The sequence below is a fragment of the Paenibacillus sp. J22P15 genome (assembly GCF_056269345.1).
Genome location: NZ_JBWDNT010000005.1, coordinates 130370 through 156103, shown reverse-complemented (window position 1 = coordinate 156103; position 25734 = coordinate 130370). Strand labels below are relative to the sequence as shown.

General features: G+C 43.8%; 19 protein-coding genes. 4 read left to right on the top strand and 15 right to left on the bottom strand.

The window, feature by feature from the left end:
• Nucleotides 1–4 precede the first annotated feature (4 nt).
• Nucleotides 5–859, bottom strand: coding sequence for a lipoyl protein ligase domain-containing protein (locus AC0YN6_RS14395; protein WP_475747644.1), 855 nt, complete (start codon nt 857–859; stop codon nt 5–7).
• Nucleotides 860–987: 128 nt separating this feature from the next.
• On the opposite strand from AC0YN6_RS14395, the gene AC0YN6_RS14390 reads away from it, so the two are divergent.
• Entirely contained in the window at nt 988–1854 is an 867-nt protein-coding gene (locus tag AC0YN6_RS14390; protein ID WP_475747643.1) for an AraC family transcriptional regulator, read from the top strand.
• 28 nt (nt 1855–1882) lie between these two features.
• Here AC0YN6_RS14390 and AC0YN6_RS14385 read toward each other — a convergent pair whose 3' ends face one another.
• The 3 genes from AC0YN6_RS14385 to AC0YN6_RS14375 form a co-directional block, all read right to left on the bottom strand.
• Complete coding sequence (locus AC0YN6_RS14385) at nt 1883–2605, bottom strand: response regulator transcription factor (RefSeq protein WP_475747642.1); 723 nt, start codon at nt 2603–2605, stop codon at nt 1883–1885.
• A gap of 107 nt (nt 2606–2712) precedes the next feature.
• Nucleotides 2713–4488: a two-component system histidine kinase PnpS gene (pnpS, locus tag AC0YN6_RS14380; protein ID WP_475747640.1), complete on the bottom strand. Its 1776-nt coding sequence runs from the start codon at nt 4486–4488 to the stop codon at nt 2713–2715.
• 36 nt (nt 4489–4524) lie between these two features.
• Nucleotides 4525–5502, bottom strand: coding sequence for a bile acid:sodium symporter family protein (locus tag AC0YN6_RS14375; RefSeq protein ID WP_475747638.1), 978 nt, complete (start codon nt 5500–5502; stop codon nt 4525–4527).
• A gap of 116 nt (nt 5503–5618) precedes the next feature.
• Here AC0YN6_RS14375 and AC0YN6_RS14370 point away from each other — a divergent pair, with 116 nt between their 5' ends.
• On the top strand, nt 5619–6761 hold the full coding sequence (locus tag AC0YN6_RS14370) for a YfbR-like 5'-deoxynucleotidase (protein ID WP_475747637.1): 1143 nt from the start codon (nt 5619–5621) through the stop codon (nt 6759–6761).
• A gap of 411 nt (nt 6762–7172) precedes the next feature.
• Here the strand turns inward: AC0YN6_RS14370 and AC0YN6_RS14365 are convergent, their stop codons facing one another.
• The 11 genes from AC0YN6_RS14365 to AC0YN6_RS14315 form a co-directional block, all read right to left on the bottom strand.
• The gene (locus AC0YN6_RS14365; protein WP_475747636.1) at nt 7173–8789 is read right to left on the bottom strand and encodes a glycoside hydrolase family 3 protein; all 1617 of its coding nucleotides are present in this window, start codon (nt 8787–8789) and stop codon (nt 7173–7175) included.
• Between the two features lie 38 nt (nt 8790–8827).
• Nucleotides 8828–10462, bottom strand: coding sequence for a response regulator transcription factor (locus tag AC0YN6_RS14360; protein WP_475747635.1), 1635 nt, complete (start codon nt 10460–10462; stop codon nt 8828–8830).
• Nucleotides 10459–12270: a cache domain-containing sensor histidine kinase gene (locus AC0YN6_RS14355; RefSeq protein WP_475747634.1), complete on the bottom strand. Its 1812-nt coding sequence runs from the start codon at nt 12268–12270 to the stop codon at nt 10459–10461. The genes AC0YN6_RS14360 and AC0YN6_RS14355 overlap by 4 nt, the downstream gene beginning before the upstream one ends.
• A gap of 20 nt (nt 12271–12290) precedes the next feature.
• The gene (locus AC0YN6_RS14350; RefSeq protein WP_475747633.1) at nt 12291–13136 is read right to left on the bottom strand and encodes a carbohydrate ABC transporter permease; all 846 of its coding nucleotides are present in this window, start codon (nt 13134–13136) and stop codon (nt 12291–12293) included.
• Nucleotides 13136–14017 (bottom strand): carbohydrate ABC transporter permease, encoded by an 882-nt coding sequence (locus AC0YN6_RS14345; protein WP_475747631.1) that lies wholly within the window; start codon nt 14015–14017, stop codon nt 13136–13138. The genes AC0YN6_RS14350 and AC0YN6_RS14345 overlap by 1 nt, the downstream gene beginning before the upstream one ends.
• Before the next feature lie 93 nt (nt 14018–14110).
• Nucleotides 14111–15484, bottom strand: coding sequence for an extracellular solute-binding protein (locus AC0YN6_RS14340; RefSeq protein WP_475747630.1), 1374 nt, complete (start codon nt 15482–15484; stop codon nt 14111–14113).
• Between the two features lie 194 nt (nt 15485–15678).
• Nucleotides 15679–15870 (bottom strand): hypothetical protein, encoded by a 192-nt coding sequence (locus AC0YN6_RS14335; RefSeq protein ID WP_475747629.1) that lies wholly within the window; start codon nt 15868–15870, stop codon nt 15679–15681.
• A gap of 9 nt (nt 15871–15879) precedes the next feature.
• The gene (locus AC0YN6_RS14330) at nt 15880–18783 is read right to left on the bottom strand and encodes a DEAD/DEAH box helicase (RefSeq protein ID WP_475747628.1); all 2904 of its coding nucleotides are present in this window, start codon (nt 18781–18783) and stop codon (nt 15880–15882) included.
• Nucleotides 18780–20393 (bottom strand): SWIM zinc finger family protein, encoded by a 1614-nt coding sequence (locus tag AC0YN6_RS14325; RefSeq protein WP_475747627.1) that lies wholly within the window; start codon nt 20391–20393, stop codon nt 18780–18782. The genes AC0YN6_RS14330 and AC0YN6_RS14325 overlap by 4 nt, the downstream gene beginning before the upstream one ends.
• Before the next feature lie 168 nt (nt 20394–20561).
• Nucleotides 20562–22316, bottom strand: coding sequence for a sensor histidine kinase (locus AC0YN6_RS14320; RefSeq protein ID WP_475747625.1), 1755 nt, complete (start codon nt 22314–22316; stop codon nt 20562–20564).
• Between the two features lie 127 nt (nt 22317–22443).
• Entirely contained in the window at nt 22444–23118 is a 675-nt protein-coding gene (locus AC0YN6_RS14315; protein ID WP_475747624.1) for a tetratricopeptide repeat protein, read from the bottom strand.
• 196 nt (nt 23119–23314) lie between these two features.
• On the opposite strand from AC0YN6_RS14315, the gene AC0YN6_RS14310 reads away from it, so the two are divergent.
• Nucleotides 23315–24907 carry a catalase gene (locus tag AC0YN6_RS14310; protein WP_475747622.1) on the top strand — a complete coding sequence of 531 codons (1593 nt, stop codon included), beginning with the start codon at nt 23315–23317 and terminating at the stop codon, nt 24905–24907.
• 265 nt (nt 24908–25172) lie between these two features.
• Nucleotides 25173–25733 (top strand): CAT RNA binding domain-containing protein, encoded by a 561-nt coding sequence (locus AC0YN6_RS14305; protein WP_475747621.1) that lies wholly within the window; start codon nt 25173–25175, stop codon nt 25731–25733.
• The last annotated feature ends 1 nt before the right edge of the window (nt 25734 follow it).

Genomic DNA, 25734 nt, shown 5'->3' with positions numbered 1-25734 from the left:
TATGCTATGGCTGCACTTGTATCGCATACCTCGCACGCATTACCGCAGCCATTTCCAAAATCTGCTCTCTAGACGGCATGAGCAGATTCGACTCCGCTTCTCTCATACCCGCTTCCGTTTGCTGCGATGCTATTACTCCTTTTATTGCCTCTGCAAAAGCTTGCCCAGCCCCAAGGCCGAGCGGAGTCAATTGCTCCAAACTCGCAGTGCTTTCATCCGTCACCACTGGATAATCACTATCGAACTCCCCTATTGCTGCTCTATCGTAAAAGGATCGTACGAAACTTGCACGTTCCTGCCCAGAACCATCCGCCACAATAAAGGCCTGTACGATAAAAGCATGTGTCTGCCGACGCTGAGCAATCCCGCAAAATTTGAATCCATCAATGCTCAAATCAAATTCTCCGGGACAATACGCTCCTTTTATTTCCCCCTTATCTACCTGACAGCCTGTCTCCTTCAACGCAAGTCGAATTAGTCCGTACATTCGTTCAAAATCATCATGAAAGTGAAAAGAATCAAGCGTCGGTTTCGGCATAATCAGTGATATATTAATGACGCCTAAATCAAGCGGTACAGCCGCACCGCCCGAATTACGCACCGCAGTAGACCAGCCCTCCGATTCCATGAGATGCGCAGCATCAGCTGCTCCTGGCAATCGGCTGTCTCGCAAACCCATGACAAAAGCTCTCGGATGACGCCATATATGACAGATTGCAGGTCCGCCTTGCCCTGTTTTTCTGCATAACAGCTCATCAAGCGCGAAAGAATATAACACATCCGATTCATCCAACGCATTCATTCGATCGAGCAGCAGTATATTGTTTAATTTCAAATCTTTAATTGAATCGAGTTCCATATGTCGTCCAGCCCTCTCTTGCTTGTTGTTCATTTTTACACAAGATATGCTTCCTCCTTATTGCTAATAATATAGGCTTTCACTACAATAAGGATATTGTTATGCAGCACCAAGGGGGTACTTTTAGATTGGAAGCCGTAAATGAGAAAGTCGCCTATGAGAACCCGCTGCTGTCGCTGCGAATTTTTCGATCCATTCGCGCTCTGGGCGGGTATACGAACTGGCATTATCATAAGCAGGTTGAGCTTTTGCTTATTATTGAGGGCGATCTGGACGTATTCGTAGATGAGGAAAGCTTCCATCTTACATCTGGAGACATCGTACTCATCGGAGCATCCGAGCTCCATTCCGATCGCAGCCACAACACACTCGATTATATCGTGCTTCAGTTTGATCTCGAGTCTTTTTTTGATCAAAGTACTATTCCTTATATGCGTTATTTTACAGAGACTCAAACACCGCTTAGCAAAGCGAATTACATTTTCGAAGAAAATAGTGAAGTAAAGCAGCAAACGGTCTCCTGCATTCAGCAGTTATTGCATGAAACTACACATAAGGAAACGGGCTACGAGCTGGCAGTCAGCGTTTTAGTCAAACAAATATTGTTACTTCTGCTCCGCAACGACAGCCGAAAAGTGCTGATTGAACAAGATAATTTTGAACGAATTCGCCTTAAGCCTGTACTTGATTATATTGAGAATCATTTGACTGATCGTATTCAGGTCGAAGAGGTTTGCAAAATAGCCAATATGAGCTATTACTACTTTGTTAAATATTTCAAAAAAACGATCGGTTTATCGTTCACGGAATACGTGAATTATCGTAAGGTGAAATGGGCCGAACGAATATTGCTGACGAAGGATTTAAGCATTTCAGAGGTTGGCGAGTTAATCGGGATGCCAAATATGGCACATTTCTATAAAATGTTTAAAAAATATAACGACTGCTCACCAAAGCAATTCCAGCGAAAAATGCTTGTGTGGAATCGGCAATAATCTAACCATTAGAAAAAGCTCGTCCACCCTACAATTTCGGGGTAACGAGCTTTTTTGGCATTACGAGCTTATAACCTACACCACGGATGGATTCGATTTGGACGGATTGCTGACCGAGCTCGAGCTTCTTCCGAAGTGAACTTACATGAACATCGACCGTACGCTGACCACCAATATAATCAAATCCCCATACAACGTTCATTAGATCATCACGCGTAATGACCATGCCTGGACGCTGCACGAGATAAAGCAGAACCTCGAACTCCTTTGGTCTAAGCGGAATCGTATCTCCGTTCAATATAACCTCATACTTCTCTGGATAAATAGAAAGATCTCCTGCTGTAATGACTTTCTCTGTTGATTCAATCGGCTTGCTATCATCTAGCTGAGTACGACGCAGCACCGCTGATACACGTGCAAGAAGTTCGGCTACGCCAAACGGCTTCGTAATATAATCATCAGCACCGTGCTTCAGTCCTTGTACAACCTCTTCCTCTGCATTCCGAGCTGTTAAAATGATAACCGGTGTTCTGACGCCGTTTTGACGAAGACGGTTCAAAATCTCGAAGCCATTCATGCCTGGAAGCATGATATCAAGGATGACCAAATCGAAATTGCGCTGCAAAGCGGTTTGCAAGCCTTCCCCGCCATGATCAATAACGGTCGTCTCATAGCCCTCTTGGGTCAAGTTGTACGACAAAAGTCTTGCTAATGTCGGTTCATCTTCAATGACAAGCACTTTATGCGACATGTTACCTCCAACCTCGCGAATAGCGGCGCCATAGACGCCGCATCCGCAAATTTAAAACTTTTAAACATAGTTTATCATGGTTTCGTGAAGAATAGGTAAAACTTTTTCTATTGCAGTACTGGCAGCTCGATTGTAAACGTTGAACCGCCCCCTACCTCACTCGTTACCGCTATCGTACCTTTATGCAGTTCAATGAGATGCTTGACAATCGATAATCCAAGCCCCGTACCGCCTGAGCTGCGTGACCTTGCTTTATCTACACGATAAAAACGTTCAAAAATACGCGGCAAATCCTTCTTCGGGATGCCGATGCCGGAATCCGTAATTTGGATAATAATATGATCTTCGCCTAGCCCCTCAACCTTTAACGAAACCCGGCCGCCCTCAGGTGTGTAGTTAATACCATTCGACAGCAGGTTCATAATAATCTGACGCAAGCGATCCTCATCGGCCTCGACATATAAACCCGGCTCAACACTCATGCTGAGTTCAATTTTTTTGCGAGCAGCCTCCGACTCCATAAGCTTGATCGATTTGTGCACGAATGTATCCACTTCTACAGGAGAGAATATGAGTGGTACGCGTCGAGACTCGATTTTCGACAATTCTAATATATCACCGAGCAATCGATTAAGTCGGTCGCTCTCATCAAATATGATTTGCAAAAACGAGCGGGCTGTTTCTTCATCGTTCACTGCGCCGCCAAGCAGCGTCTCCGCGAATCCTTTCACTGCTGTAATCGGTGTCTTCAACTCATGAGAGACGTTGGCGACAAATTCGCTCCGCATTCTCTCCAATCTGCGAATAGCTGAAACGTCCTGCAATACGAGCAGGACACCGGAGAAATCATTTCCTTCCGGATGAATAGGTACCAAATTGAGCTCAAGCAGCCTCTCCTCTGGGAAGTAGAACGTTATTTCCTCGCGCAAATGCTGCCTGCTCTTTAGACCTTCTTGGATCATTTGCAACAGCTCATACTGCTGTTTTGCTTCTGCATAATGGCGTCCGACCAGCTCGCGAGCAGAGAAACCAAGCACTTCCTCCGCACGTCTGTTTAACAGGACAATTTTTCCGTCACGGTCAATCATTACAATTCCGTTAATCATATTATCGAGGACGCTCTCAAGCTGGTTTTCGTTTTGCTGAATTCGTGACATTTGAATTTGCAAGCCGTCAGCCATTGAATTAATCGCATGGCCAAGCTCACCGATCTCATCCTGCTTGGTTACCTTTACCCTTGCTAGGTAATCCATGTTTTTGATCCGCTTAGCAACCTTCGTAATTTGCTCCAGTGGTCTTGTCAGGCCGAGTGCAAGGCGGTAGCTAATAAATGCAGCAATGAGGAAAAGTACCAATAAGCCAGCGAATAGCAACATCGCCAATTGGCGAATACTTTCATCCACTTCCTTCAAACTCATCGAGAGACGAATCACATCAGGCGCTTGATTCGGTACAACCTTTACAGGAATGGCTACGTACATCATATTTTGCTTAACTGTCTCACTGGCCCGAATAGCTCTCCCGACCCCCGAATCCAGTGCTTTCATCACTTCTGTACGGTTAAGATGATTATCCATATCTCTTGGATCCACATCCGAATCGCCAATGACAACACCATCATTACGAATAAACGTTACGCGGGCACCCGTATAACGCTCGAGTTCCTTCGCTTCATTCGTATAATAGTCATATAAGGTAGATATTTCACCTGACTTCCAATTCATTTTCGCCGAAATGATCTGCATCTCGCGCACCATATTGTCTTCAAGCGCGTTTATATGGTTTTCTTTAAACGTCTTTACCATAAATAATCCTGCTGCACTGACCGATAATGCGATCATCGCAATCATGATGAGCGTCAGCCTAGTGCGAAAGCTGTTCATCTGCTTCACTCCCTACTTTTATGTTGCACATAACGTTTATCGTACATGCGTCGCTGTGCTTTCGCTAGTCTTGTTCATGTTAAGTTTTTGTAAAATGTAATGATACACTGTCGCAAGCGGCTGCTGAATTAGAATCGACAACACGACAGGCACAGCCGCCAGCGGACTAAAATAACCGAGCGCCAGCACGATGCCCAGAGAAATGTTGCGCATCCCTGTTGCATACGATACGGTTACCTGCTCCTCGCTATTACGCAGCGGTGCCGTTCCTATGTAGCCAAAAGCGTAGCATGCGCTAACCAGCAGTACAACAATAGGCACGAGCAGCAGCATGTCCTGCTTCAGCTCCCCCAAATGAGGCGCGATAGCCGATGCATTTAAGGAGACGACGCCAACAAAGCAAAGCTTGGACAGCGGCGACGTATAAGGATGAACGACACTTTGAATACGTCCTCGGCTCATCTGATGGAGTGCAACTCCTATAATAGTAGGAAGCACAATAATGACGAGCAAATCAATAATGATAGGCCCTGCCTTCACATCAACAGCCGAGTCAAAGAACAGATGAATGCCTGCTGGCACAACTAGCGGACTAAGCGCTGAATCCAGGACGACCATCGCTAGCATAAGCGGGACACTTCCCCCAGACATCCCAACCCAAAGCACCGTCGATACTCCGATTGGAATAAGAGTAAACAATACGAGACCAACCACATATGGAGAATCGGCTCCGAATGCCAGAGTGCCAAGACCATAAGCGACCAGCGGAGATAATACATGTGCAATTATGAAGGTCAGGCCCATAACGCCTGGGCGCTTCATGACCGCTCTCAATTGACCTACACCGCAGCCAATGGCCATCGTCAGCGTGACATATGCAAATAAGTAGGGCACCCATCCTATAAAGGATTGAAGCTGTGATGCAAATAGAAATCCAAGTATTAACGAACCTGGAATAATAATAAACATCCATTTTTCAAATAACCGATTAAAAGCTAATCCCCATTCACGCATGATCTTTCCCTCATTTACCTCTTCTAGTCGTTTTTGTACATAAGCTATATAATAACATAGACACTCCGCACATGAACGGAATCTCTTGAACTTACACAAAAAAAGGAGCCCGATTTATGAAAAACGGTAAATTCACCAATACAATCATCCGTATGCAATATGTGCCTAGATGGAGCGAATACGCTCCGCGATTTGAAGACAATGCCTCTGCTCACAGCTTTAGATGCGCTGCTTTGTCCATCCTGATTGGAATCATTGAAGAAAAGGTATTTCACCATCCGTTAGACAAACTAAAACTTTTAGGCAGATGCTTATGGGGCGATCTCAAAAACACCGGAACCGGCTCGATTAAGCATGTTACCAAAAAAGAATCACTCGTTATCAATCATATCCGAGACTTCGAGATGGAACTCAGTAAAGAAATTGTCTCCTATCTCTCCAAGTCGTTGCAGCGACAAGCATTCGATTTCATCGTTAATGCGCAGGATGATTCTCATATCGGCCGGTTAGTTGACGCTATCGATACTTTAGACGCTTATTTATATTGTCATAGAGAATCACGTTACGATACGAACCCCTTCTTTCATGCCAAACATCTAGAACTCGAACAAATCCTTATGGGCACGGAGCTCCAATCCATTCGGTGGCTGCTCGATGAATATAATAAGCAAGAGGGCTTATATGAATTTATACAGTACATCATGAACCTCGATACGGTAAAAAGATGGAACGGAAGCTATAATCTCGTTCCCGACAATGACGCCACACATTCCTTCCGCGTAGCTTCATTAGCTTTATTTAACGGATTACTCGAAATCGAGCGCTTCGGCAACCAAAATATCGATTTATATAAGCTGCTTGCTAAGGCTACTCTTCATGATTTGCCCGAGGCATTATCGGGTGATGTCGTATCGAATTTCAAGCACAATAACGCTGACATCAAACATGCCTTCGAGCAGTATGAGAAAGAGACAGCTCAATTTATGATTAATAAGCTGCCTCAATTTTTTCATGAGGATATGATAAATTTCATTGTACACAGTAAGTCAGATGATGAAATCGGTGAACTCGTCGATATTTCTGACAAGCTGGACGCTTTAATCAAAGCGAGCCTTGAGATGCGAAACAACCCTCATTATGCGGAAACCTATTATCAACAGCTTGTGAAGGTGCAGCATCGGTATGAGAATCCCTGTGTCATCTTTTTCCTTGCTTATATTTTGCATGATTTAACCTATTCCAATTTAATTGGTCAATAGTTTCATCTGTCGCTAACGCTAGTAACCTTATAAAGGTTGTAACTAGCATAGAACGTACGCGATTACGTCATCATTTTCATTTAGTACATCCTTAGCTCAGTAACTGCCCTCCGCTACGTTGTACTTTATGCAATAGACTTCTCCTCAAAACGTGTAGTGTACAGCTACATTGTAGTTTTTACAGCAGAAAACATCATTTTCATCGCATCTATCGATCTTTATCTTCTTTCTATTGCATATCTGCAATGTAGCTCTACTTACTCCGTATCATGTGAGGTTTCTATTGTAGATTGTGCAACGTACAACCTAGGGTAGCTAGCTTATTCTCACAAGCCGCTGACTCTCAGCGCCGCTAGCTATCAAAAAGGACCGCGAGTATAACTCGCGGCCCAGCATGATAACATTCATATATTAGTTGTCAACAGCAGCACTCCAGCCGTACGGATATGCAGCAGAAATCTCGAGCGGCAGCTTCCCGATTGGCTTTAAGTCACCAAGCAATGCTCTCGCAGCTGCAGCAAGCGCCAGCGGACGGCACTCATATACAGCCATGTAAGTCTTCACTTCTGGGTACAGCAATAGATCTAGCGGATTCCGAACGGAGACAGCAATCGTACGCTCAGGCGCCAACCTTACAACCTCACGCGCGATATCCCGCTCCACCGGATGCTTTGAAGCATCATAGGTTACAACGACGATTTGTTTAAAACTTTCCAAGTCAGCTAACGGGTTCTCATCGTTCATTTGGCGTTCGACAATGTTAGCACCATACTCCCCAAGGAAATGTCCTAAGGATCCGTCTCCTGATAACATTTCGTCCGCAACCGATACTGGAACAATTTCCGGCCATAGCACAAGTGTGCTTTCCGTACGGCTTAACGGCAGCAAGGAACCTTCATCTTTGACCAATGTAACGGAAGCCTCGCTCCATTTGATCGCCACTGCTTTGTTAACTTCCGTACCGATTGCCCATTGGACCTGTGACCACGGCTGCAAAGGCTCATCAAGCTCAAGCTTCTCCTTCAGGGTCATAATACGATCAAGAGCCTCGTTAATGCGAGCTTCGGGAAGCTCACCATTCTCGACAGCTATAGCAACAGCTTCCAGTGCAGCCCATTGCTTCTCAAATGTATGACTGATCAGCACCATGTCCGCTCCGGCTTGCAGTGCTTGAATAGCTCCCTGCTCAGGGCCGTAGTTTTTATCAATCGCGTCCATTTCTAAGCAATCCGTTACAACGATGCCGTTATAGTTCAGCTCATTACGCAGCAAACCTGTAATCACAGGCTCTGACAAAGTCGATGGTACGCCAGAAGGATCGAGTGCAGGCAAGCAAACATGAGCCGTCATAATACAATCTGTACCCGCTTCAATAGCAGCACGGAATGGCTTTAACTCAATCGCCTCTAAGCGATCACGGCCATGAAGCAAAATCGGCAGTGCATGATGGGAATCAACCGCCGTATCACCGTGTCCCGGGAAGTGCTTGACTGTCGCTGCTACTCGTGCAGACTGATAACCAGCAACGGCTGCTGCGCCAAGCTCAGCAACCACATCCGATCGATCGCTGTATGAACGAACATTAATAACCGGATTATCCGGATTGTTATTCACGTCAATACAAGGAGCATAGTTCATCGTAATACCCAATTGACGCAGTTCCTCACCGCAAACGCGTGCAGTTTCCCTAGCACTCTCTACTTGCCCTGTTGCACCAAGAGCCATATTGCCAGGCATAAGCGTGACGCCATCAACCAATCTCGCAACCATACCGCCCTCTTGGTCAATAGCTACGAATAAAGGAGGATTGCCCGCTTTCTTTGCTATGATTTGAAGTTCGCCGCTTAGCTTATGCACCTGCTTAGCATCCTTTACATTGCGAGAAAAATAGATCGTGCCGCCAATGCCGTTCGCTTCAATTAATTGTTGTATTTGCTCTGTTGGCTCATAGCCATGAAAACCAAATACAAATAATTGTCCAATTTTCTTCTTTAGGCTCCAATTCTGCCACTCACGCTTTGTCGTCATTCTCTTCTACATCCTTTCATTAATCAAGCTTATTGCAATTAATCAATCATTTGCTCACCGTTTTGACCGTCCTCTTGCCGCCTGCTGCGGTAATCGGTAGGATTCTCACCCGTATATTTCATGAAAACTTTTGTAAAATAACGCCGCTCCGCATACCCGACTTCCTTCGCGATTTGTGCAACGCTTTTATGTGATTCCCCCAACATCGCCTTCGCTTTCTCCATCCGCTGCCGCGTTACATATTCAATGAATGTTTCTCCGAAAGTTTGCTTGAACAATAAACTAAAGTAAGAGGTGCTTAATCCGACATGGGTTGCCGTCTCCTCTACACTCAGATCACGATATAAATTGCGATCCAAAAAAGCTTTCGCTTCGGTCATCGAACGCTCCGACTGTTTTTTCTTATCCATTGATTTCTCTGAGACCGTATTCGTTACCTGACGAATAACAGATAACAAATCCTTAATGCCAAAACGCCGATCTAATCTGCGCCAAAGCATATCCTCTTGCTCGCGCGAGAAAACACCCATTTCTTTCATCTCCCGCATAAGATGCAGGACAAAGAAATGAAGCAATGGCTTTACACGATTCAAAGATGGCTCGTTCATTCGCTGTAAGAGAAGCGTAATGCTTTGAAGCTCGCTATCTACGCTTATCGTATCTCCACGCTTAACCGCTCCAATTATTTTTTCCGCTGTATCCCAAAACGCTTGATCCGCTTGTGATGGATTTTGCAGAGCTGATGGATAAATAGCGATAACATCATGGACCGGCGTAAGCTGCATCCCTTGCTGAACTTGCTTATAAGCTTGGGATAAATCGGCTACCGCAGCAAACTCGTGATAAATACCAGCAAATAAGCTCAGCTTTACATGGCTTTTGATCGCGGATAACAGCATATCTGCCCAATTCTTAATAAATGCTATGTCAAAAACAGCCGTTTTTTCCGTTTCGATGAGTACACACCATTCGCCGTCACGAATTTGAATAACCGCATGGTGGAGCCCGTTCTGCTGCAGCTTCTCACGCAGCACATTGCATACAGCAAAGTTCCATAGCTTTCTTTCTTTGTCAGACCAATCTCGCCAATCCTTCGTTTTCTCCGAGCTTACATCGAGATCGAGCACAATTAAGACGAACTGCTGCCGCTTGAGCTGCTGTTCGTCTCCGGTCAACAGCCAATTGTCTGCTGTAACATCGGTATAGTCCATAATAATATCGTACAAAATCTTCTCACTGGCTAGATCGATCATACGGCCCAGCTTCTGCTTCTCTTCCTGCAACAGCTTCTGCTTACTGCGCTGACTGGACATGATCCTTGCAATTACGCCAGTCAATTCATCATAAGGAATCGGCTTCAGTATATAATCGTTGACACCAAATTGAATCGCTGTTCGCGTATAAGCAAAATCTTGGTAACCCGACAGCATAATAATATCGCAGGTCATCTCTTTATCACGAATATGGCGCACGAGCTCCAGACCATCCATAACTGGCATACGGATATCACAAAGCAATAAATCAAATGTTTGCTGCTCCATGAGCTCCAATGCTTCTACACCATTTTTAGCTGTTCCTCCAACAGTAAGTCCAAGCATTTCCCAGGGAATAACCTTTTCTAAATTTCTCGTAATATGTGCCTCATCGTCAACTAGGAGCACTCTCCCCGTCATAGCTGATCACCTCTGCTTTTCGGAATTACACAGCGAATCACGGTCCCGCTGCCCTCTTGACTACATATCCACATACCGAATGCTGCTCCATAATGTATTCGTAAACGATCTGCAACATTTCGGAGTCCAAGTCCTCTTCTTTCCCCTATTTCTGCAATATTAAAGTCCTTGTTGTACGGGTCTGATTCTGCAGTCAACTTACTTAGCACCTTTGCATTCATGCCAAGTCCATTGTCACTAACTATGATGACGATTTGATGAAGCTCAGCAATAACAACGATCGATATCTTACCTTGTCCATCCGCATAACCGTCAAAGCCGTGTTGAATGCTGTTCTCTACAAGCGGTTGAAGTGAAAGCTTTAAAATTGTAAAATCAAGCGCTTCCTCAGGAACATTTATTTCATAGGAGAAAAGCTCCTCGAAGCGATATTTTTGAATTTCCAAATAGCTTCGAACATGCTCGATTTCTTGGCTTATCCTGATTTCTTCCGATTGATGCATGCTGGTACGGAGCAGATTGCTTAACCTGCGTACCATAAGCATAATCTTTGCCCCTTCATTTTGTGCGGCGAGCGCATTAATCGATTCGAGAGTATTAAACAGAAAATGCGGCTTAATCTGCGCCTGCATCAGCATCATTTCCGCATGTTGCTTGCGCGCCTGCTCTCTGCGTACTTCATTAAGCAAATTGCCTATTCTTTCAACCATACTGTTAAAGCTATTGGCTAGAAGCACCGTTTCGTCCTTGCCTTGAGCAGTTACACGTATATCGAGTAAGCCTTGCTCGAACAATCGCATTTTACGAACAACCTTAATGATCGTTTTGGCTACTCTATTCACAAAAAAGACGTTGAACAGCACCGCCGAAAGCAAACCAAGTATTGTAATCATGCCAATCCATTGCACGAACCGAACATTTTCGTTAGTAAGTGAGTCCCAAGGCTTTATTGACACCAGAATCCATCCATTACGATCCAATTGGTAGGAAGACACTAGGCTGTCTACATCTTCGAACTTTACTCTAGCGCTGCTATAGTTATTCGTGAGCTGAGGCAATGAATTGGTTTGCTCATTTATGTTACGACCATCCATCTTTTTTTTGCTGTCGAGCATAATAAGACCTGAATTGTTGACGATCAGATATCTCGTTTCACCTACGTTGGATTGAGGGTTTTGAAATGTTTTGAGCATACTCGATATTTCTTCTGTTTTATACTGCGTAATCATAACGCCTAGATCATTAAATGTCTCAATATCTTTGACAACGCGTATTTGTGTAAATAGAGGCGGTACAACACCTGTCAACTCACGCTGTTCATAAGGCCCAATCCAAAGTGGACGACCCCCAAGCTTTATAACCTCTTTGTAAACGGAATGCTGCTTGAGCATATCGAAGGAAATAGGCTTGAACGTAGTCGGATCATTTCGGTACGAGCGAAACATCGTTCCATCCTTCGCATATAACACGACAAAGCTAACAGCTGGATGTTGAAACAAAATCCGTTTCATTTCTTTCTCCGCTTGGTTAACCTGAATGAGCGTACCAGGATCTATTGAATTATAATTGCTGTATCTCAGTGTGTCCTGTACCTCAGTGCTCGTTAGATTACCGTCAGAGAGCTGATCAAGCTCTCGGAAGAAATAATGAATATTGCCTCCTACTGCCCTGAGTGAAATTTCTGTTTGCTCACTATACTTTTTCTCAAGCAGCGTCTCTGAATTAATAAATGAGAATATGCCGAGGCCAATCATCGGAATGACGATCAGAAATATGAAAGCAAGCATCAATTTCGGTCTCAAGTTCATCTAGGAGGCTCCCTTCTTTATTAACCCTTCACGCTTCCTGCTGTCATACCTTCAATAATTTGACGCTGCAAGAACACATACACGACGAGCACCGGAATAATGCTTATAATTACCGCAGCAGAAAGCGATGCAAAGTTTGTGCGGTAGCCGTCATTAAAGGTTGCCATACCATTAGGAAGCGTTTTGAGTGATTCAGTTGTTATAAATAGCTGGGATAAAATATACTCGTTCCAGTTGCCAATGAAATTTAATATAAAAACAGTAACAAGTGCTGGCATTGATATCGGAATGATGACTCTGAAGAACAGACCGCTTGCGCCCAGCCCGTCCATAATACCAGCTTCCTCCAGCTCATTCGGGATCGATAGCATAAAAGCGTAAAGGATAAATACGGTAATAGGCAATGCATATGTGGAGTATACCAAAATTAAAGACCAATGAGTATCATATAATGGCTGACCAAACAACTCGATCTTCTGAATCAAACGGTACAACGGGATAAACAATGCACCTGCTGGGACGATTAAACCGATTAAAATGAAATTATAAACGGCTCTATTCATCTTGGTGTATTTCATCCGTGCGATCGCAAATGAGGTCATCGCTGCAAAAAGGAGCGTTAACACACAAGCCGTAACTGTTACAAATGTACTATTTAATGCATACTTTCCTATATTGGCCGTTTCCCAAGCAGCAATATAGTTATCGAAGTTGAAGCTAGTTGGCAATGACCATGTATTAACTGTAATTTCTCGGTTCGTTTTGAAAGATGACATAAATAGCCATAACAGAGGGAAGAGCACTACTGCAACATACCCAATTAAAAATGTATGCATCCACCATTGTGAGCTTCGGGAACGTTCCATTAGTATTGCACCTCCTCGCTTTTTGTCACGCGCTGTAATATACCAGTAAGAATCAAAATAATGATAAACATCGCTACGCCGATCGCGCTGCCATATCCAAGCTCAAGTGAGCGGAATCCAACTTTCAGCATATAAGTCGCCATTACTTCTGTAGATTGGAAAGGACCGCCGTTCGTCATAATTTGTACGATATCAAGCACCTTCATCGTTCCCGAAACACTTAGAAGCAGCATTACAAATAGGATCGGTCTTACGAGCGGCAATGTAATCATCCATGTTTCTTGCCAGCCGTTAACGCCATCCAGCTTAGAAGCCTCGACAATTTCTTTCGGAATGTTTAGAATCGCAGCCAAACACAATACAATGAAGAAGCCGATATTTTGCCATGCATTTGCAATTAGAATCGAAAGCATTGCAAGCTTAGGATCTGACAACCATTCACGCGCCCAGCTCTCTGGAGCGACAAGGCGAATAAACTGGTTGATCAAACCTGAATCATAGTTGTACAAAACGCCGAATAAAATCGCAACTGTTGCTGTCGATATAACAACCGGCACAAATACAGCCGATTTGTAAAAGTCACGCATACGTCTAACTTTACTGATTATGATTGAAATCAAGAAGACGAGCGGTATGTTCACGATTAGGGAAAATATCATAAAATAAAAGTTGTTTATAAGTGCTTTAACAAAAATTTCATCCTGAAACAACCTCGTAAAGTTATCAAATCCGATAAACACTTTCTCCGTAATGCCATCCCAACGAAAGAAACCGTAAAAAAAAGATACGATAACGGGATAAACAAAAAACAAAGCATATAAAGCAAGCGTCGGAATAATGAACGCCACATAAGTAATAGGGTTTTTGAGCGCTCTGTTCATAATGTCCTCCTTTGGTCCTGGCGTGGCAAGAGGGTGCCCTCCAGGAAGGAAGCACACCCTCTTGCTAACAGGAACGAATGTAATGTCTTTGGATTATTTAGCTGCGTTTGCTTTTTCTTGCGAAGCTTGAATTTTTGCAGCTACTTTTTCTGGTGTGCTTACTTTACCGATAAGCTCTTGGATACCAACGTTAATGTCAGCACCTACTGCTGGTTGAACGATTGCATCATATGCTTTCCATGAGCTGGAAGCATTAGCCATAACCGTCAAGATCTCAGTTGTAAGCGGATCAACACCAGACAGATCGCTTAATTTCATAGAAGGAAGCAATTTGTCTTCAACCAAAGTACGTTTTTGAACTTCTTCATTGTAGAAGTTAGTAATAAATTTCTTAACTGCTGCAATTTGATCTTCAGTTAGCGTAGCGGAGAAACCAAAGCCGTTTGAGTATGATGCGTTGATTGAAGTTTGGTCGCCAGCGCCGCCTTCGATTGACGGGAAGCCAAAGTAACCGATTTGGCCTTTAAGATCGCCTGCTTCGTCACCTGAGAAGCGGTTAGCATCCCAAGTTCCTGTGAATACCATTGCTGCTTTACCGGAAAGCAATTGCGCGCCTTGATCAGCATAAGCAAGACCTAGAGCACCTTTAGTGAAGAGATCATTGTTAACAAGCTCAGCGTATGAAGATAGTCCTTTAACAAAGTTGGCATCTGTCCATTTCGCTGTACCAGCTACAACATCGCTGAACGCTTGAATACCAACGTTGCGTTCCATAACTGTGTTCCAAAGCATACCGTTAACCCAGCCGTCTTTTGCAGCCAAACCAAATGGTGTGTAGCCAGCTGTTTTGATTTTTTCAGAGATATCAATCAATTGAGCCCATGTAGTCGGAATTTCCAAACCTAGCTCAGTAAAAATTTTCTTGTTGTAGAAGATGGCTTCACTATAGCCGCCGAAAGGAAGGCCGTATACTTTGCCATCTACAGTAAACTCGTCTAAGCTTGCAAATTTACCTGTAAGACCAAGCTCTTCAATAATTGGAGTCAGGTCAAGCATGCGGTTAGCTTTTACATAAAGGTTAAGGTCTGCTCCGCCGAACACTTCGAAGATATCAGGAGGGTTTCCAGCAGCCATTTCAGCCTTCAGCTTTTGATCGCGGTTAACGATCTCATCAATACCTTCAAGCTTGAAAGTAAGACCTTTATTTTCATCTTGTGTTTTCTTAACTACATCTTCAAGAATTTGCAAACGTTTTTTGCTTGTTTCTTTAATTTGTGTGTGGCGAAGGGACAATGTTACGTCTTTCGCTTCTACTGGTGCTTCAGTTGCTTCTACAGGTGTGTTAGTTGCATCGTTTGTTGCTGTTCCTGCATTTTTATTCGTTTCTGCATTGTTCCCGCCACATGCCGTTACGACAATCATAGCTGAAAGCAAAGTGGTGGCAACTAGTGTAGATCTCTTTTTCATTTGGGAAGACCTCCTCGTTTATGGTGTTGCTTGTTTGCCTCGCACCCTTATTATAGTTCTCATGGCTCAGAAGAAAGGAGGTCCAAAATACGATGAGTTAGGGATACAATTCTCTCATTTTTAAAAAGAGGGATAAAATCTTATAGCCCGTCGGGTTATTATTCCCGACGGGCTATAGGATTTTATCTACCGAGTTAGTATCGCATATCACTCGTTATTTCTTTGACAACCTCATAAAATCGCTTCCACTCTGGTATTGCACTGTCATTCTGGCGATTATCGGGCAATTGCCCCTCTTCAGCATGTGAAGTTTTATCATCGATAATCTTTTTTTCAACCTCAAGCTGTAATTTTTGCTGCTTCGCATGCAAACTTCCATCAGACAATTATATCCCTCATCCCTTTAACCAGCCTTTTCGTAATGCAAAAAGCTCCCTAAGATCTTCGGTAGACATTTCGGTAATCCATTGCTCCGACTGTCCAACGACTTGATCGTTAAGCGACTGTTTCCGCTCAATCATCTCATCGATCTTCTCTTCGAGCGTTCCGAGTGTTATAAACTTGTGTACTTGAACCTTCTTCGTCTGTCCAATCCGGAATGCACGGTCAGTCGCTTGATTCTCTACAGCAGGATTCCACCAGCGGTCAAAGTGGAACACGTGATTCGCAGCTGTCAAATTAAGTCCAGTTCCTCCCGCTTTTAGCGAGAGTACGAAAGCAGAGCATGGCTCCTCCGTATTTTGAAACTGTTCGATCATTTGATCCCGCTTCGCCTTCGGCACTCCGCCATGCAAATAAGGCACTTGTAAACCGATCTTCTCCTCAAGCAGCTGCTTGAGCTGATGCCCCATATCGATATATTGGGTGAAGATGAGACACCGTTCCCCTTCGGCTGCAATTTCCTCGCACATCTCAAGCAGCCGCGCTACTTTATTTGAACGTTCAATTTCCCATACAGCTGATTTATCCTCATTATGAAGCAGTGAAGGATGATCACATAATTGTTTCAGCTTAGTTAGAGCTGCGAGAATTAGTCCTCTCCGCTGCATAGGTCCCAGCTTATCTAGATTCTCTAGCAGTTCTGAAACTAAGTTTTCATACATCACGCCTTGTTCGGCTGTTAACGTCATATAAAGCTTAGTCTCGTTCTTATCCGGCAGAGACAGCTGAATCGAAGGGTCCTTCTTAATTCTGCGGAGCATAAATGGTTTCACCCAGCGCTGAAGCCCCGAAATAAGCTTCTCATCGCGTGTTTTCTCAATCGGTGTGACGACCTCCTTGCGGAACTCATTCATACTGCCGAGATAACCTGGATTAATAAAATCATAGATTGACCATAACTCGGTCAGACGATTCTCCATCGGAGTTCCGGTTAATGCCAAGCGATGTCCGGAAGGGAAACGTCTTATGGCGGCTGATTGTTTCGTATACACATTTTTTATATTTTGTGCCTCGTCGAGGCAAAGCGCATCCCAGTCAACTAGACACAAATCCTCTTCATCCAGCTGAGCTAGTGAATAGGACGTAATAACCAAATCCGCCCCAGCTACGGAATCTCGGAATTGTTCACCCTTTTCCCGCTTATTTCCGTAATGAAGCATGACATTAAGCGAAGGTGCAAAACGCTCGAGCTCCTTCTCCCAGTTGCCAATAACCGACGTTGGACAGATCAGCAGCGAAGGTCCTCCCGTCTGCAGCTTCTTTTCCTTAATATATACAAGATAAGCCATGAACTGAATGGTTTTTCCAAGACCCATATCATCTGCAAGGACACCGCCAAGCCCGAACTGTCTAAGAAACAGCAGCCACGACACACCCTCGTGCTGGTAAGGTCGAAGCTCGCCAAGAAACGCATCAGGAATTTCAGCGGGTGGAATTTGTGTAATTTGCTGCAGCTGTGCCAGCCATGACGTTAAGTGATCATTCAGTTCTACTTCCGCTTCCATTGCAGAGTCAAGCTCACCGCTGTCATCCAGCGGAATGCCCCCTCTTAAATGCATTTCCAGCACATCACGGAATGAGAGTCCCTTCCGTTTCCCCATCCGCTTCAGCCATTGTTTAATTTGAGTTACATCCTGCGGGTCCAAATGAACCCATTCACCGCCAATGTGGAACAGGCGACGATTCTGCTCTGCAAGATGAAGAAACTCCGCCTCGGTTAGATTGACATCGCCAAGAGCAAGCTTCCAATCAAATTGCACGATTTGATCCAGTCCGAACATCGGCTGAGCAGCGGAGCCGACAGATGATTTCATCTTGGCTTTCAAACGAAGCTTGCGTGATCGCACGGCTTCCCACCAACTAGGCAAAAGTACAGGACAACCGGCCTCCAGAAGACGAACGCTTGCATGCTCTAGAAATTTCCAAGCTTCATTATCGGTTAACCTGTACCTAAGCTTGCTCTCATCATTCGCTTCCGTCAGCTCTGGAAGTGCATTCGCCCATTTCTGCTGCTCTTTAGCAAGCTTCCCTTCAAGGAGCGGCAGCCATTCATCCGGAATCATTTGCTCGTCATCCGAATCTGCTTCCCAAAACTCCTGAGAATCGTTCATACGGATAGGAAACCACGGACCTCCGTCACGATTTTGAAGCGCGGGGCGTAATATCCAGATGGACGACTCCTGCGGTTCAACAAGCTGAAGCGCAATTCGGAATGGAAGAACATCCTTCCTTAGCCCCACTGCGATTAGCCAATCTTCCTCATCGGCAGCTTTTCTTCTCAGTACCGCTTCACCAGAAGCATTGCCTATGTCCTTCCAAGCCTGTTCAGCCTGTTCGTTTTGTTCAATCATTTGCTCGATTGCTCCGCTAATCCAGTGCTCTATTCCTTTATCACCATTCTGAGTTGCAGCATCCAAGTTTTCGTTCCAGTAACGCTGCAAATCAATCTCCTGCTCTGGAATGGCCATTTTCCAGCTGCGCTTCTCTTCCGTCCAAAGCTGCCAATTGGGCATAAACCAACCATTAAGAAGAGCACTCCTTATCTGCTCGGCCAATTTCATTAGAATAGACAATCGTTCCGTCCACTCGACTTGAAGCAGACGCACATGCTGAGGCGACGATAAATAATCAACAGCAAGTAGCGGTGGGATCTTTAACATTTTCCGATCACCCACATTAACTTCCTCAACATCTGCTCCATACCACGATGCCTTATGCCATGCGAATAATAAGGCTCGCAGTTTGCCATCCGCTGCATCCTTCCGATCGACTGCGCTTAACCAAATGGACGCACCTTCTTCTTCCTCGTTCCAAAACCCGTCTATCGTTAGCGTCCGCGCGCCAATGTAAGTTCTCATGTAACAATTTTCCCTTTCCACAGCTCTTCCTGAAACGCTCTCAAGCGCTGATGTTTTCGTACAAGTCCGCTAATATATTGATCCCATCTGACTGCATCTTTATCAGCTTTATATAACCGCTCGAGCTTCTTCAGCTGCTTGACTGCAATTCGGTAGCCTTGACGATTCCGGGACTGTATAGACGCCTCGACCGATTGGTGATATAGGGGCATTAATGCCCTCGGTGCGTGCTTTGCCATTTCTCTAAGCGCGTTGGCACCAACATCCTCTGGATGGGAGCCTACGAGCATCTGTAAATCAGCCCATTCCTCATAACGTTTCTGATCTAACCAATGGTCAGATAATTCTGAATAGGAATGAGGCAGCAATTGCTTCATATACTCGGTCCATATTGGCAGCTCAGGACGGTCAAGGTCGGCTCTCCGGCATAAAGTAACAAATGGTCCGACCGAACGGCCGTTTTTTGTTTTATTAATTCGCTCGAATAAGAAGCTCATCCACTGATCTACGAGCTGCCACTTGCCTTCTTCCATTCGTTGTGCCGCACACGGATACATGACCTTCTGAGAGCGGTCGAAGCTTGTTAATGCAAAATGTTTAATTGCAAGCTCATCCTGCTTGTCGAAAAAGTACATCATTCCGATCGCGGTATGCAAAAATGTCTCATTAACTTCTTCTAATTGCTCTTTCTGAGAAAGCTCAACCATCGATGCCAGCTCTCGCTCGAACCAACTGCGGTTCTCTGAAAGCTTCTCGCATAAAACCATGTACATATTCTCCCAGTCAAAAAGCTGCTTCTCCGTGCTGGAGGACCATACTTTCACGCGAGCGATTAAAGCATCCGCCCATGCTTCTTCCTGCATTCCCATCTCTTCTGGAGATAGCTCAGATACTAGTGTATATAAATGCTCAACCCAAGGCTCAGCCATACGGATGAACGACATTTCATGATAATATCGACTAAACGAATCGACCGTATTGATGGCACGTTCCGCTTGCTCAAGCACAAAGATAATAGCTGTTGACCAATGCAAGCGCTGCATCGGCTTCTCCCAATCTTTAGCCAGCCCCTTTAATGATGACAACAAAGGTTGAAGAGCATGAAGGGAATGACGGCATTTCCGAAATACTTCGCCATGCGTCTCTTCCATCCACGCCAGCCATTCTTCAGCTGTCGCTAGCTCACCCGGATCACGAGGCGGTAAATCAGGCACTTGCGGAGGTGCAGTCTGAGCAACTGGTGTATTCTTAAGCAATGCACTTGCAGAAGACAGTCCCAGCAATCGAAAATAAGATCGCTCAGCTAGCGTATGTCCCCCCTCCTGTTGACTGCAATATTGAAAATAAACGGCAGCCATATGCTTGCAAAATCCTGTATATGGACAAGTACATGAGCTATAACGCAACTGACCAGCATCAAGAATGACCGCATAAAGATCCGATCCTTGCACGACGCCATATAAATGATCATGGCTTCCTTCATTGGCGCTGTTCACTTTACCTTCCATGTAGTAATGCCAGCCACGCTTCATAATCGTTGTCTCAACATGGACGTTCAGCTGTTGTTCAATCAGCGCGTGCAGCTTTTCATTGAGGCTTATCATAGACATTCACCTGCTTCCTTTCCGTTCACTTGCATTCTTACTATTATACCAATCCCATAAGGCTGTTGCCATCATTTGACGGTAAAAGCTCGATTACGATTACAAATGAATGAATGAACAACATAAAAAAGCCTTACCGTCGATCAACATTCAACGGTAAGGCTTTAATTTAGATTATAATGGCATTTTCACTGTAAACGTCATTTTCCCAGCTGTCTCCGCACTCATATATACGTCACCTTTATATTGCTTTGCAATGGTTTTTACAATAGAAAGTCCTAGCCCTTGATGATCCTCCTGTTTGGTCGAATATCCCGCTTCAAAAATAGGCATCGTTACCGCAATTGCAGCATCCTCGCAGGTGTTCGTTACTGTAAATTCAAGTAAATCCGCTGTCTGAACGCCTACGAGCGTGACATGACGCCGATCTTCCGAATATTTAAGCACTTCATCAAACGCATTATCGATTAAATTTCCGAGTATGCGATTGACATCCAGCGTTTTAACACCCATTTCCTGCATATTCAAACCGTTAAAGGAGCAGCTAAACTGAATTCTATTACCCTCTGCCTGTGAAATTTTCGAACGTACTAAAGCAGCAATAGCTGGATTACCAATATTAATAATATCGTTCATCAAACGAATATCACCAGTCAGCTCCTTTGTATACGCTACGAGCTCCTGCGATTTGTTCAGCTCTGCAAGAGAGTGAATCGTCTGGACATGGTTTAAGAAATCATGCCTCTGACCTCTGATCGAATGAAACATTTGATTGATTTCATCCACATATGTTTCCTGCGTTACCCGTACGGCCTTATCACGAGAAAACCTGTAATATCGCATTGCAAACACCGCTATTAATAAACTAAAAAAGGTAACGCTCAAAATAATAATGCCTAAATTCAAAAACTGTGAATCCAACTTCTCTTGAATAACATGATAATCAGAGGTCATCATCAGCACATAACTATTCATAGGCTGTCCGTCACGATCAGTAATATTAATGCCATTCTCATTTACAAATACCGGAATGTACATTTTATAAATTTCTTGTCCGCCTATATTTTCTCTTAAGGTAGTCATTTTCTTGGAGAAATAAGCTTCACGAACCAATTGGGTATCCTTTTCGGATTTGATATTATAAGTGCCGTAAAAGATTGGCTCCTGCACCTTATGTCCTTGTATCTCTCCATGCTTATTAATTGTATCCTTCCCGTCAGGGAAAGTCTCCGGATTGATGAATCCGATCTCTAACAATGAGTCGCTGCTTTGAATCGAATTCTCGATCATACGATGAACGCCTGTCGCGTCTTCATATTTTTGTTGTCGTTCATAATCCACATAAGGATCAATGATATAATTTGTTGCTCCGTCGTAGTAGTAGCCCCATTTGTTCAGCTTATCTACATTCGTCGTAGATACCTCGAATGGTCCGCTCCAGAAATTCGGCAGCGATTGACCAAGCCAGTTCACAGAAGCATTTTTATTCTCAAATAACTGATTGAACACCTCATACCACGGTTTCCATTCCTTCGTACTCGTATTAATCTGCTTTTCATTAGATGACTTGTACAAAATAATGTCATCAGGTTGTTTTTTGAGGAGTGTAATATGACTTAAGTCCAGCTTATCGCGAAGCTCCATCAGCTGTTCAGTCGTTACCTTCTCGACATCTGGATCAAGGGCATACTGAATAGCAATTGAAGCAGCCCGCAGTTCGCGTCCGATCTGATTTTGAAACTGCTCCGATCCTATGCGAGATTGCTCCAAAGAAATCTCCAACCGTTTAGCGTGCGTTAATAGCTCTTCATTAAAGGAATCTTCTAATGTTTTTTTGGTAAGAAAATAATATGCCGTATTATTTAGTAACACCAAAACGACGATTACACTAATCGCCACAAGCCAAATATTGCGTTGCATCTCATGCATCTTGCCCTTCTATAATATTATAGCTTTCATTATGTAACATCGTTTACGAAACAACAATATAACAAATAATAACTAATCATCACAAATACACGAACATTAGAAGCTGGAACCTGTAAAATGTTCAACATCAAACGGACCATTTCTTAAAAAATAAGCGAACGGCCCATTTACGTTCCTGACGTTTCTTGTAACGCGGAAGCATGCGAAATATACGAAGACCTTCCTCGATCGCTCTACTCGCTTCCGCTGAATTTCCCAGCTTCTTATAAATTGAAGTTAATTGATCATATGCTTCACAAGATGAAGAGTTTATTTCTTGAAAGGATCTTACATACCTCAGTGCTTCTTCTGTACGTCCATTCGAATAATGGGCAGCAAGACGCAAATATGGCGCACCATATTTAACACGCGGGTTAAGCTCTAGACCACGAAGCGTGCTTGCGACTCCTTTTTCCTCATTCCCGCTATTTAAATAGCTGGTTCCCAGATCGTCCCAGTACTCAGCTGATTCCTCTAACATATGCTGCAATGGCTCAAGCCAAAACAATGCTTCATTATACTTCTTTCTCTCAATCAGGAGCCTGGCGAGTTCATGCTTGGAGGACACATCATTTGGTGAACGATCGATTTGCTGTTTCAGCTTTTTTATTCGAGATAATCTTTTTAACGGTTTAAATAAGCTTGGCGTCAACCCAACGAAGCGACGATCAAGCGCATATAGCAGGATAAGCATCACAAGAATCGCTATAAACGGATTGCCAAACAACCATATTAGAAATATAAAAAGACTGAATTTTAACATTTTATCCCCCTGCACCGTTTGTCAAAGATTGAATATTTCGCAAGTTAATTGATCAATTAATGTACAAATATGGTTCTATTATACCATAATCTTCACGTTTTTGATCCAAAATAGCAAATCGTCCCTATTTCTATTATATGAATAATACAATGTTGTATGACTTAAACTACTCGCTAGAACCATCGATTACATAAAAATGGAGGATATCATCCGCATGACAACCAATGAAACGCCAGATTCGACACTTACAGACAGGCAAGGTCATCCAATTTCGGACAATCAAAACATTCGAACCATTGGCAATCGCGGGCCTTCCACTTTAGAGAACTATCATTTCATCGAGAAAATATCTCATTTTGACCGCGAGCGTATACCTGAACGTGTCGTACATGGCCGAGGGGCTGGTGCACATGGCTATTTCGAGGCTTATGGCAAGCTCGGAGACGAGCCTATTGCCAAGTATACGAGGGCGAAGCTATTTCAGGAGGCTGGGAAGCAAACACCCGTTTTTGTGCGTTTCTCTAGTGTAATTCACGGAGGCCATTCACCTGAGACACTTCGTGATCCTCGCGGCTTTGCTACAAAGTTTTATACAGAGGATGGCAACTGGGATCTCGTAGGCAACAATCTAAAAATATTTTTTATTCGCGATGCTATGAAATTTCCTGATATGGTGCACGCCTTCAAGCCTGATCCTGTTACCAATGTACAGAGCATGGAGCGCTTTTTTGATTTTGTTTCACAATCTCCTGAAGCTACCCATATGATTACGTTTTTATTCTCACCATGGGGAATACCGGCAAATTATAGGCAAATGCAAGGCTCAGGTGTCAATACATATAAATGGGTTAATGCTGCGGGCGAAGGTGTACTTGTCAAATATCATTGGGAACCGCTCCAAGGCATTCACAATCTGACACAAACTGAAGCAGAGCAAATCCAAGGAAAAAACTTCAATCACGGTACGCAAGATTTGTATGAGGCAATTGAGCGCGGTGACTATCCAGCCTGGGAACTTCAAGTGCAGTGGATGAGCGATGACGAGCATGAAGAGCTCGATTTCGACCCGCTTGACGATACAAAGCTATGGGACCCAGAACTGTTCCCCATGCTGCCTGTTGGCAAGATGATTTTGAATAAAAACCCAGAAAACTTCTTTGCTGAAGTAGAGCAAGCGGCGTTTGGAACGGGTGTATTAGTGGATGGTCTTGATTTCTCAGATGATAAAATGCTGCAAGGACGAACATTCTCCTACTCCGATACACAACGATACCGCGTAGGATCAAACTATCTTCAACTGCCAATAAACGCGCCGAAGAAAAAAGTTGCTACTAATCAGCGTGATGGTCAAATGGCTTTCTATATCGATATTGCCCCTGGCCAAAACCCGCATGTGAATTATGAGCCTTCAACAATGGGCGGTTTAAAGGAAGCCGCTCGATCTGGAGAACCGCATGAACCCTCATATTCGGCCAAACTGGTGAAGCAGCCGATTGATCGCCAGAACAATTTCAAGCAAGCTGGTGAAACTTATCGTAAATTCGAACAGTGGGAACGTGACGAGCTCGTTGAAAATCTTGTCGATGCACTTAGTACATGCAGCACTGTAATTCGTGATCAGATGATTCGTCATTTCACAGAAGCAGATGCAAATTATGGAAAACGTGTGGAAGAAGGACTGAAGAAAGCAGATTCACTTGGTAACAGTACAAAACATGTCGGCACTACGCCGGCAAACGAAGGAATGGAGCTATCCTCAGAGCTAGGACAATCCACCGACGGTTATTGAAAATAATGAAAGTTTAATTTTTCAAGTTAATCCCCACTTGACGAAAGCGCTTTACATCAATATGATGTTAATATTCAAATCAATGACGTTAAACATCATTCGTTTGATATAAATGATCAAACATATGAAATTGGCGTGTTACTCACCAAATGAGGCATGAGCCAAGACAAGATTACCTTCTAATTATTAATTAGAAAGGTCGTCTTTTCTTGGCTCTTTTTTTTTGCCATTTGGGCATCTTAATGACAAAGGAGGGATTTCAATAATGGCTCGTGCATTTCGGGTTGAGCGTGCAATTGGCAACAATGTGTTATTAACTGTCGATGTTCAAACCAAGAAAGAATACGTCATTTTCGGAAAAGGTCTCGGCTTCTCACTTAAAGCCGGTCAACTAATCAATCGAACAGACACCCGAATTGAAAAGCGATTTCGTTTAGACGATACCGAGCAAATGAAGGAATATCATACTTACCTTGAAGAAATCGATCCTGCCATCATTGATATGACAGAGCGAATTGCCGATCACATCAAACAAAAAACAGGCGTTGATGTACATCCGAAACTATATTTCGCTTTGCCGAGCCATATCCAATTTGCTGTTTATAGGCTTCGTAATGGCATGGATATTGTAAATCCCTTACTAAATGAGACGAAACAGAACTTTCCGTTGGAGTTCGAAATTGCTGCTCAATTAGCCGGATGGATAGGCGAACAGTTCTCCATTAACATCCCAGAGGATGAAATTGGTTTTTTATCGTTTCATATCTATTCCGGCATTCACAATGTCCCTGTGGGACAACTTATTAAACAAGCAGATCAAACTTAGG

Coding starts and splice junctions, on each gene's coding strand:
- AC0YN6_RS14330 (WP_475747628.1), bottom strand. CDS start 18,783: ATGAGAACTTACATTGGCGCGCGGACGCTAACGATAGACGGGTTTTGG.
- AC0YN6_RS14345 (WP_475747631.1), bottom strand. CDS start 14,017: ATGAACAGAGCGCTCAAAAACCCTATTACTTATGTGGCGTTCATTATT.
- AC0YN6_RS14370 (WP_475747637.1), top strand. CDS start 5,619: ATGAAAAACGGTAAATTCACCAATACAATCATCCGTATGCAATATGTG.
- AC0YN6_RS14315 (WP_475747624.1), bottom strand. CDS start 23,118: ATGTTAAAATTCAGTCTTTTTATATTTCTAATATGGTTGTTTGGCAAT.
- AC0YN6_RS14360 (WP_475747635.1), bottom strand. CDS start 10,462: ATGACGGGGAGAGTGCTCCTAGTTGACGATGAGGCACATATTACGAGA.
- AC0YN6_RS14385 (WP_475747642.1), bottom strand. CDS start 2,605: ATGTCGCATAAAGTGCTTGTCATTGAAGATGAACCGACATTAGCAAGA.
- AC0YN6_RS14375 (WP_475747638.1), bottom strand. CDS start 5,502: ATGCGTGAATGGGGATTAGCTTTTAATCGGTTATTTGAAAAATGGATG.
- AC0YN6_RS14325 (WP_475747627.1), bottom strand. CDS start 20,393: ATGTCTATGATAAGCCTCAATGAAAAGCTGCACGCGCTGATTGAACAA.
- AC0YN6_RS14365 (WP_475747636.1), bottom strand. CDS start 8,789: ATGACGACAAAGCGTGAGTGGCAGAATTGGAGCCTAAAGAAGAAAATT.
- AC0YN6_RS14305 (WP_475747621.1), top strand. CDS start 25,173: ATGGCTCGTGCATTTCGGGTTGAGCGTGCAATTGGCAACAATGTGTTA.
- AC0YN6_RS14395 (WP_475747644.1), bottom strand. CDS start 859: ATGGAACTCGATTCAATTAAAGATTTGAAATTAAACAATATACTGCTG.
- AC0YN6_RS14310 (WP_475747622.1), top strand. CDS start 23,315: ATGGAGGATATCATCCGCATGACAACCAATGAAACGCCAGATTCGACA.
- AC0YN6_RS14350 (WP_475747633.1), bottom strand. CDS start 13,136: ATGGAACGTTCCCGAAGCTCACAATGGTGGATGCATACATTTTTAATT.
- AC0YN6_RS14355 (WP_475747634.1), bottom strand. CDS start 12,270: ATGAACTTGAGACCGAAATTGATGCTTGCTTTCATATTTCTGATCGTC.
- AC0YN6_RS14320 (WP_475747625.1), bottom strand. CDS start 22,316: ATGCATGAGATGCAACGCAATATTTGGCTTGTGGCGATTAGTGTAATC.
- AC0YN6_RS14340 (WP_475747630.1), bottom strand. CDS start 15,484: ATGAAAAAGAGATCTACACTAGTTGCCACCACTTTGCTTTCAGCTATG.
- pnpS (WP_475747640.1), bottom strand. CDS start 4,488: ATGAACAGCTTTCGCACTAGGCTGACGCTCATCATGATTGCGATGATC.